This is a genomic window from Candidatus Poriferisodalis multihospitum, assembly GCF_028283155.1.
In the GTDB taxonomy this organism is placed as follows: Bacteria; Actinomycetota; Acidimicrobiia; order Acidimicrobiales; family Poriferisodalaceae; genus Poriferisodalis; species Poriferisodalis multihospitum.
Map to the genome: position 1 here is coordinate 1 of NZ_JAPYOK010000118.1, position 7,733 is coordinate 7,733.

9 protein-coding genes are annotated in these 7,733 nt (G+C 66.9%); 8 read left to right on the plus strand and 1 reads right to left on the minus strand.

What is annotated here, in order from left to right:
* The first annotated feature begins 272 nt into the window (after positions 1-272).
* The 5 genes from VI480_RS14135 (at position 273) to VI480_RS14155 (ending at position 3,926) form a co-directional block, all read left to right on the plus strand.
* Positions 273-506: a hypothetical protein gene (locus VI480_RS14135; protein WP_323673505.1), complete on the plus strand. Its 234-nt coding sequence runs from the start codon at positions 273-275 to the stop codon at positions 504-506.
* Positions 503-883 (plus strand): PIN domain-containing protein, encoded by a 381-nt coding sequence (locus VI480_RS14140; protein ID WP_323673506.1) that lies wholly within the window; start codon positions 503-505, stop codon positions 881-883. Before VI480_RS14135 ends, VI480_RS14140 begins: the two co-directional genes overlap by 4 nt.
* A gap of 95 nt (positions 884-978) precedes the next feature.
* Positions 979-1,812 carry an enoyl-CoA hydratase/isomerase family protein gene (locus VI480_RS14145; protein ID WP_323673507.1) on the plus strand — a complete coding sequence of 278 codons (834 nt, stop codon included), beginning with the start codon at positions 979-981 and terminating at the stop codon, positions 1,810-1,812.
* Between the two features lie 40 nt (positions 1,813-1,852).
* The gene (locus tag VI480_RS14150) at positions 1,853-3,070 is read left to right on the plus strand and encodes an acyl-CoA dehydrogenase family protein (protein ID WP_323673508.1); all 1,218 of its coding nucleotides are present in this window, start codon (positions 1,853-1,855) and stop codon (positions 3,068-3,070) included.
* Positions 3,071-3,098: 28 nt separating this feature from the next.
* A complete protein-coding gene (locus VI480_RS14155) occupies positions 3,099-3,926 on the plus strand; it encodes an acyl-CoA thioesterase (RefSeq protein WP_323673509.1) in 828 nt (275 codons plus the stop codon).
* Between the two features lie 111 nt (positions 3,927-4,037).
* On the opposite strand, the gene VI480_RS14160 is transcribed toward VI480_RS14155, so the two are convergent.
* On the minus strand, positions 4,038-4,481 hold the full coding sequence (locus tag VI480_RS14160; RefSeq protein ID WP_323673510.1) for an ArsI/CadI family heavy metal resistance metalloenzyme: 444 nt from the start codon (positions 4,479-4,481) through the stop codon (positions 4,038-4,040).
* 89 nt (positions 4,482-4,570) lie between these two features.
* Here VI480_RS14160 and VI480_RS14165 point away from each other — a divergent pair, with 89 nt between their 5' ends.
* The 3 genes from VI480_RS14165 to VI480_RS14175 form a co-directional block, all read left to right on the plus strand.
* The gene (locus VI480_RS14165; RefSeq protein WP_323673511.1) at positions 4,571-5,350 is read left to right on the plus strand and encodes a hypothetical protein; all 780 of its coding nucleotides are present in this window, start codon (positions 4,571-4,573) and stop codon (positions 5,348-5,350) included.
* Positions 5,347-6,372, plus strand: a complete 1,026-nt coding sequence (locus tag VI480_RS14170) for a D-2-hydroxyacid dehydrogenase (RefSeq protein WP_323673512.1) — start codon at positions 5,347-5,349, stop codon at positions 6,370-6,372. The genes VI480_RS14165 and VI480_RS14170 overlap by 4 nt, the downstream gene beginning before the upstream one ends.
* A 150-nt stretch (positions 6,373-6,522) precedes the next feature.
* A partial coding sequence (locus VI480_RS14175; RefSeq protein ID WP_323673513.1) for an O-acetylhomoserine aminocarboxypropyltransferase/cysteine synthase family protein occupies positions 6,523-7,733 on the plus strand: 1,211 nt, incomplete at its 3' end.

The window sequence follows — 7,733 nt, forward strand, 5'->3', positions numbered from 1 at the left end:
GGGAGCCGAGCGCCTTCCAGATATCGAAGCGGCCGAGGCTGACGGACTGGGCTGACGGTTCGGCTAATGCGGCGGCTCCACCGAGCATCGGCTGGGCAGCGAGCGCCTCGGCGCAGAGCCCACCGCCGAGGGTGTCGAAAACGGTTTGCTTGACGTGGACTCGCAGAACCATGATCGCAGCGGGTGTTCGACGCCGGCCTATCTGTCAGCCCATTGGTCGGGCGGCGGGGATATCGGGGGTGGGTGTGCTACAGACGTATTACGGTGTGGGCATGAGTGGGACGGCCACGATTCGCCTGAGTGACGAGGATCGGCGCCGGCTGGAGCTGTTGGTGCCCGAGTATGGCGATCAGTCGAGCGTCATCAGGCACGGCATCCGGAGGCTTGCCGAGGAACAGCGGCAGCGCCAAGAACTCCGGTCGCTGCTGCGGGACTGGGAGGCCGAGTCGGGTCCGGTCGACGAGGACGCAGTCGCCGAGATGCAGCGGCGCTATTTCAATCGATGATCCTCGACGCCGGGGTGCTCATCGCGATCGATCGCGGCACAAAGACCGGCAGGAACCTGCTCACCAACGTGGACCGGCTCGCAGAGCCGCTGCACACGACGGCCCCGGTTGCGGCGCAGGTGTGGCGCAACGGCAGCCGGCAGATTCGCCTCGCACGTGCGCTTGGCGCAATGACCGTGCACCCCTTTGCGCCGGGAGACGTTGCGCAAGTCGGCGAGGCTCTCCGCAGGTCGGGCACTGCCGACGTGGTTGACGCGCGCCTCTATCTGGTGGCGCAGCGAATCGGCCACGACATCCTGACTTCGGACGCCGCCGACTTCGCGTCGCTTCGCACAGCGGCGCCGCCGAACGCTCCACAGGTGCTGGCTTGGCAGTGACCTCGCCTCTCGAACATGCGCCCGTCTGAGAGCCGCGGGCACCGAATAGGCGAGCGCACTGTGCGTCGCTGGAACGGCGCACCTACGCTCGCCGCATGAGCAGCAACAGCGCAGTCGACAGCAACCTCGACGACTTCGGCCAGTACGGCGACGTATCGGTGAAGCTGGGCGACGACCATGTGGCCGTCGTGGAGATTCACCGGCCACCGAACAACTTCTTCGATCTGGAGCTCATCGACGGGCTCGTTGCTGCGTTCAGCGACCTCGACGAGGAGGACGGCTGCCGCGCCAGTGTGCTGTGCTCGGAGGGCAAGAACTTCTGCGCCGGTGCCCAGTTCGGTTCTGACGGCCGGCGAGGCGGCGAAATCACGGCGACCAACGCCGACGGCAGCCCCCGGCATCTCTACGACGCGGCATTCGACCTCTTCTCCAAGCGCAAGCCGGTCGTGGGGGCCATCCAGGGTGCGGCTGTGGGCGGCGGTCTCGGCGTGGCATGTTTCCCGGACTTCCGCATTGCCGCCCCCGAGGCCCGCTTCACCGCCAACTTCGCCCGATTGGGTTTCCACCATGGATTCGGGTTGACCGTCACGCTCCCCCGACTCGTCGGCAACCAGCAGGCCCTCGACCTGCTCTACACCGGCCGGCGCGTCAAGGGTGACGAAGCCGTCGAGATCGGCTTGGCCGACAAGCTGGTGCCGCTCGACGAGCTGCGCCAGGCGGCCTACGACTTCGCGTGCGAGATCGCCGGCTCGGCCCCGCTGGCCGTCGAGTCGATCCGCTACACCATGCGCGGCCACCTGGCCGATGCCATCAAGGCGGCCACTGACAACGAGAAGGCCGAGCAGGATCGCCTGCGCACCACCAACGACTGGCGCGAGGGCGTCAACGCCATGAACGAACGCCGGACGCCCAACTTCACCCGCAGCTGATGCCCGGTCGTACCGGAACGCCCGACGTCGCCCGCGACTGATGACCGATCTCGCATCGCAATCAGCCGCGCTCACTGCCGACAACATCCGGGCGGCTCTCGACGGCTTGCTCGAACGTCGCACGGACCAGACGCGCCTGACCTCGATGGGGGCTGGCAGCGACGACCTCGACGAGGGCCGGGCATACCTGGCGGCGACCGTGGACGGCGGCTGGCACGTGCCGACTTGGCCGTCCACCCATGGCGGCCGCGATGCCTCAGTGGCGGAGAACCAGCTCATCGGCTCGGTGCTGCGCGAGTACGTAGTGCCCGACCTCTACCCGTTCGCCATCGGGCTCGGCATGGTGGGCCCTGCGCTGCTGACGCACGGAACCGCAGAGCAGCAGGACCGCTGGCTGCGGCCGATCGCATCGGGCGCCGAGATCTGGTGCCAGATGTTCTCCGAGCCCGAGGCCGGATCGGACCTTGCCAACGTGGCCCTGAGCGCTGCGCAGAACGGCGAGGTGTGGCGGCTCGGCGGCCAGAAGACCTGGACCAGTCGGGCGATGTGGTCTGAGTGGGCCATCTGCCTGGCCCGTACCGACCCGGAACAGCCCAAGCACAAGGGACTCACGATGTTCGTGATCGCCATGGACGCACCCGGCGTCGACGTGCGGCCATTGCGGCAGATGAACAACGATGCCCACTTCAGCGAGGTGTTCGTGGATGGCACCGTCGTTCCCGACGCTTGGCGAGTCGGCGATGTGGGTGAGGGCTGGCGGGTTGCGATGACGATCCTCTCGCACGAACGGGCCGGGGCCGGCAGCCGTGGCGGGGGCGACGGTGCGAAGCGTGGCGCCCGCGTTCCCACATGGATCACCGATCTGGCCGCGCTCTGGGCACTCGATGACAAGGTGAGACGCGACGAAGCCATGTCGATCTACGCCGCCGATATGGCGTCGCGCTGGACTGCGCAACGCGCCGCAGACGAAGCCCGTTCGGGCGGCAGTCCAGGACCGGCCGGCAGCGGTGCGAAGCTGAGGACGGTGTCGTCGTACAAGCGACGCGCCTACCTGGCGAATCGCGCCGCGGGAGCCGCAGGCATGCTCGAAGACGGTCATGGCTACATCGAGACGGTGACGGCTCCGTCGATGTCGATCCGCGGCGGCACCGACGAGATCCAGCGCAACATCCTCGGCGAGCGCGTGCTGGGCCTGCCCGGCGAACCTCGACTTGATCGCGATGTGCCTTGGCGCGAGTCCCGTAAGGGACTGCTGTGAATCAGGGCGAATCCCGAAGGGGATTGCTGTGACGAGCGGCATCTCCGCGCCGACGACGTACGGCGAGGTGATGTTCCTGGAACAGCACGGGCCCGACACCTACGTCGGCGTCAGCCCCGAATACATGTGGGGCCGGATCTACGGCGGGCAGGTCATCGCGCAAGGCCTGTGGGCGGCGTTCCAGACCGTTGACGAGAAGTTCGTGCCGCACTCAGTACACGCCTACTTCATCCGTGGGGGCACGCTCGACGAGCCGGTCCGCTACGAGGTGGACAGGCTGCGCAACGGCCGCTCGTTCTGCACCCGGGCAGTCGTGGCCCGCCAGAGCGGTGGTGCAATCCTGAACCTGTCGTGCTCATTCCATGTGGCCGAGCAGGACGCCGAAGTGCAGACGGCACGCATCCCCCTCGCCCCCGACCCGCAGGACTGCCGCAACATCGACGAAGAGCGTTGGCCGTGGATCATGGAACGCCGCCCGTTGCCGAGCCATCCGGGAGCCGGCCAGTCGATGGGCTGGGTGCGCATTGTCGATCCCATCGACGACGATCCCCGGCTGCACGTCTGCGGGCTGGCGTTCACCTCAGACGCAATCCAATTCAACGCTGCCCGCTCGCTGCACCCCCTGCAGGTTCCCCACGAGCGGTACCAGGAGACGTTCATGGGTGCGTCGCTGGATCACGCCATGTGGTTCCACCGTCCGATGCGTGCTGACGAGTGGCACCTGTACCAGTTCGATTGCCACGGCCTGACCGGCGCTCGCGGCATCACGGTGGGGAATCTGTTCTCACCCGACGGCCGCCACGTGGCAACGATCGCCCAGGAAGTGCTCCTCCGCGAGCGCCGACCCCAGAACTAGTGGTGTGTCGCGGGTTTGCCTGGGGCACCTTACGACTCGCTGACCTGCAGAAACACGCTCTTCGTCGCCCCACGTATTCCGCCGACAGACCACTAGCGACGGCGGGTCGCGCTAGGCGCAGCAAGCGTCGTCAGCGTGACTCTCGCGTTCCAGACCGTCGCCGCGTCGTGACAGCACCACGTTGTTCATCACCTCGACGTCGCCCTGCTTCACGTACCACTCCCAGTCGATGCCGTGCGGATCGGTTGCCCAGGTCTCCACCTTCTCGGCGTAGCAGCACATGGTCTCGTCGATGGTGGAGGTGGTGAGGCCAGCGGAGACCATGCGGGCATGGGCCTGTTCCACCTCGCTGGCGGATTCGGTCTCGACCCCGAGATGGTTGATGGTGCCCCCGTTGCCGGGATTCTCGAACAGCACCAGCTTCAGCGGCGGCTCGTCGATCGCGAAGTTGGCGTACCCGTCGCGGCGCTTGGCCGGTTCGGCATCGAAGAGCCGCGAGTAGTAGTCGACTGCTTCGTCGATGTCATCCACATTGAGTGCCAGCTGCAACCTCATGGGTTCACACTACGGCGAGCGCCCCGTGCCGCAAAGGACGATCCCGGACATCTGAACCGCGTGCTGCGCTGCATCTAAGGTGCGCCGCTGTGAGTGCTGCCCGTCAACTCAGTCCCGCACGCTTGGCCGCCGCCGAGGCGCTGTCCAACTACTACGCCGCGGGCGGTGACGTGCCCGCAGCAGCCTTCGCGGACCTCGGCTTCGAGGACGGCCTAGCCATCCAATGCGAAATGCAGCGCCGGGCGGTCACCGATGGCACCGTGCACGCGGGCTGGAAGGTGGGGCTCACGTCGGATCGGGCCCGCACGACGGTGGGCATCGACGACCGGCCGTTCGGACACGTCAATCGTGTGCTCGCCACACCCGCTGACATTCCGTCCGCAGAGATCAGCAAGGTGAGCATTGAGCCCGAGATGTGCTTCGTGATCGGTGAGCGCATCGCCGGCGACGATGTCGATCCGTCCTCGGTTCCCGCCCGCATCTCGCAGGTGTGCGCTGGCTACGAGGTGAACGAGGCGCGAGTAGCGGTCGGGGGCAACCTCGCCATGCTCGTGGCCGACAACCTGACCAACTGGGCCATCGTGCGGGGTTCGGGCGTGGATGCCCCGCCGGCGGACGAGCTCGACCGCTGCGTCGTGACGGTCTCCTGCGACGGCACCGAACGCTTCAGCTGCACCGCTGCGGACGAGGTCGACAATCCCTACCTGTCGATTGCCCGGCTGGCGGCCACGCTGCACCGGCACGGTATGGCGCTCGAGCCCGACCAGTGCGTCATCACGGGTGCGTACGCCCGATTTCGTGTTGAGCCAGGCCAACGCTGGGTGACCACCTACAGCCAGATCGGCGACGTGGAGGCCGTCATCTCATGAGCGCCCAGTTACCCGGCCCGACTGTTCTCGAGGTGCCCCGCGGACCGCTCAACGTGCTCGTCACCAAGACGCTCACGCTGCCCGATGTCAGTCCCGACGACGAGGCCGCTATTCGCGACGCTGCGGGGCCCGGCGCCGTCGTGAACATCGTGGACCGACCGCGGGATGGAGTTCCCCTGGCAGCCGACGCACAGGTCATCCTGGGCATCGTGCCCGAGTGGCTGTTCGACGCCGCCCCGAAGCTGCGCTGGATTCATGCGACAGCCTCAGGCGTCGACATGTTCATGTACCCCAGATTCCTCGACAGCGACGTCGTGCTTACCGGCGAGAAGGGCCTGGTCGGCAGCCACCTTGCCGACCACGCGTACGGTCTGCTGCTGGCGCTGGTGAGGCGCATCGCAACGGCGGTGAAGCTCGGGCCGGACGGATGGGACAACGACCTCCGGGAGCAGATGCGCTACAGCGAGCTGGAGCTCCAGGGCCTCACGATGGGCATCCTGGGATTTGGCGGCACGGGCCGGCACATTGCCCGCCGGGCACTCGCGTTCGGCATGCGCGTGCAGGCCATGGATCTGTACCCGGTGCCGCCCGGCGAGGGCGTCGAGACGGTCGGCGGGCCCGAGTCGCTGGGTGACATCGTGGCCACCAGCGACGTGCTGGCGGTGGGCCTGCCGCTCACCGCCGACACCAAGGGCATGTTCAACGACGAGATGTTCGCTTCGATGCCCGACGGCGCCATCCTGCTCAACGTGACCCGCGGCGAGATCATCGACGGCCCGTCGTTGGAACGGGCGCTGGCCGAAGGCCGGATCGGCGGGGCCGCCCTCGATGTAGCTCCGGTCGAGCCGCTGCCGCCGGACAGCCCGCTGTGGGCGTTCGACAATTGCGTCATGACACCTCACACGGCTGGGGCGAGCCAGCACCGCGCACGGCGCAACCTGGAGCGCTTCTGCCGCAACCTCATCGCATTGCGCGAAGGCCGCCCGCTCGAAGGCGTCGTGGACAAACAGACCGGATTCTGAACCCACAGCGCACCCAGCGAATCCGACATCGACCTGTCACAGAAAATCCGACTGGACAGGTCGGGTTTTACCGGTACAGTGCTGCGCGCTCGGCAATCCCGCCGGGTCAGGCATAGCCCGCCTTATGGGGCGCAAGAAATGGAGCTCAACATGAGCGAAACACCCACAGACCCACTCACCGCGCTGGGATTCGAAACACGAATGATCCACGCGGGCCAAGCGCCTGACAGCGCCACCAACGCCCGCGCGGTGCCCATTTACCAGACCACGTCGTTCACCTTCGACAGTTCCGAGCATGCTCAGAACCTGTTCGGGCTGGCGGAGATCGGCAACATCTACACCCGGATCATGAATCCGACCCAGCACGTGCTCGAGGAGCGCATCAGCGCTCTCGAGGGAGGCGTGCGCACGGCGGTCGGGCTTCCGGGGGCGCTGGCAGTGGCTTCGGGCCAAGCGGCCGAGACCTTGTCGGTGCTCAATCTGGCGGAGGCAGGCGATCACATCGTCGCAAGCCCATCGCTGTACGGGGGCACCTACAACCTGTTCCACTACACGCTGCCGAAGATGGGCATCGAGGTCACCTTCGTGGAGGATCCCGACGACATCGACTCATGGCGTGGCGCGGTGCGTGACAACACCAAGGCCTTCTACGGCGAGACCATCGGCAATCCCAAGAACGACATCCTCGACTTCGAGGGAGTCGCGGATGCAGCGCACAGCGCGAATGTCCCGCTGATCGTGGACAACACGGTGCCCTCGCCCTACCTGTGCCAGCCGCTGGCGCACGGGGCGGACATCGTGGTCCACTCGGCGACGAAGTTCATCGGCGGCCACGGGACGTCGATCGGCGGTCTCATCGTCGACGGCGGCACGTTCGACTTCGAGGCGTCTGGACGGCATCCGATGTTCACCGAGCCCGATCCCAGCTATCACGGGCTGGCCTACTGGCCTGCTCTGGGTGCCGGATCGTTCATCCTCAAAGCCAGGGTGCAGCTGCTGCGCGACATCGGCGCCGCCGTGTCGCCCATGAACGCCTTCCTGTTCCTGCAGGGAATCGAGACGCTGTCGCTGCGTATGGAGCGGCACGTGGCCAACGCTGTGGCCGTGGCCGACTATCTCGAGAGTCACCCGCAGGTCGACTGGGTGCTCTATGCAGGGCTGGAGTCGAGCCCCTACAACGAGCGGGCACGCAAGTACCTGCCCAAGGGCGCCGGCTCGGTGCTGGCCTTCGGCATCGACGGCGGCATCAAGGCCGGTCAGAAGTTCGTGGAGAGCCTGCGGCTGCACAGCCACGTCGCCAACATCGGCGATGTGCGCAGCCTGGCGATCCACCCGGCGAGCACGACGCACAGCCAGCTGAC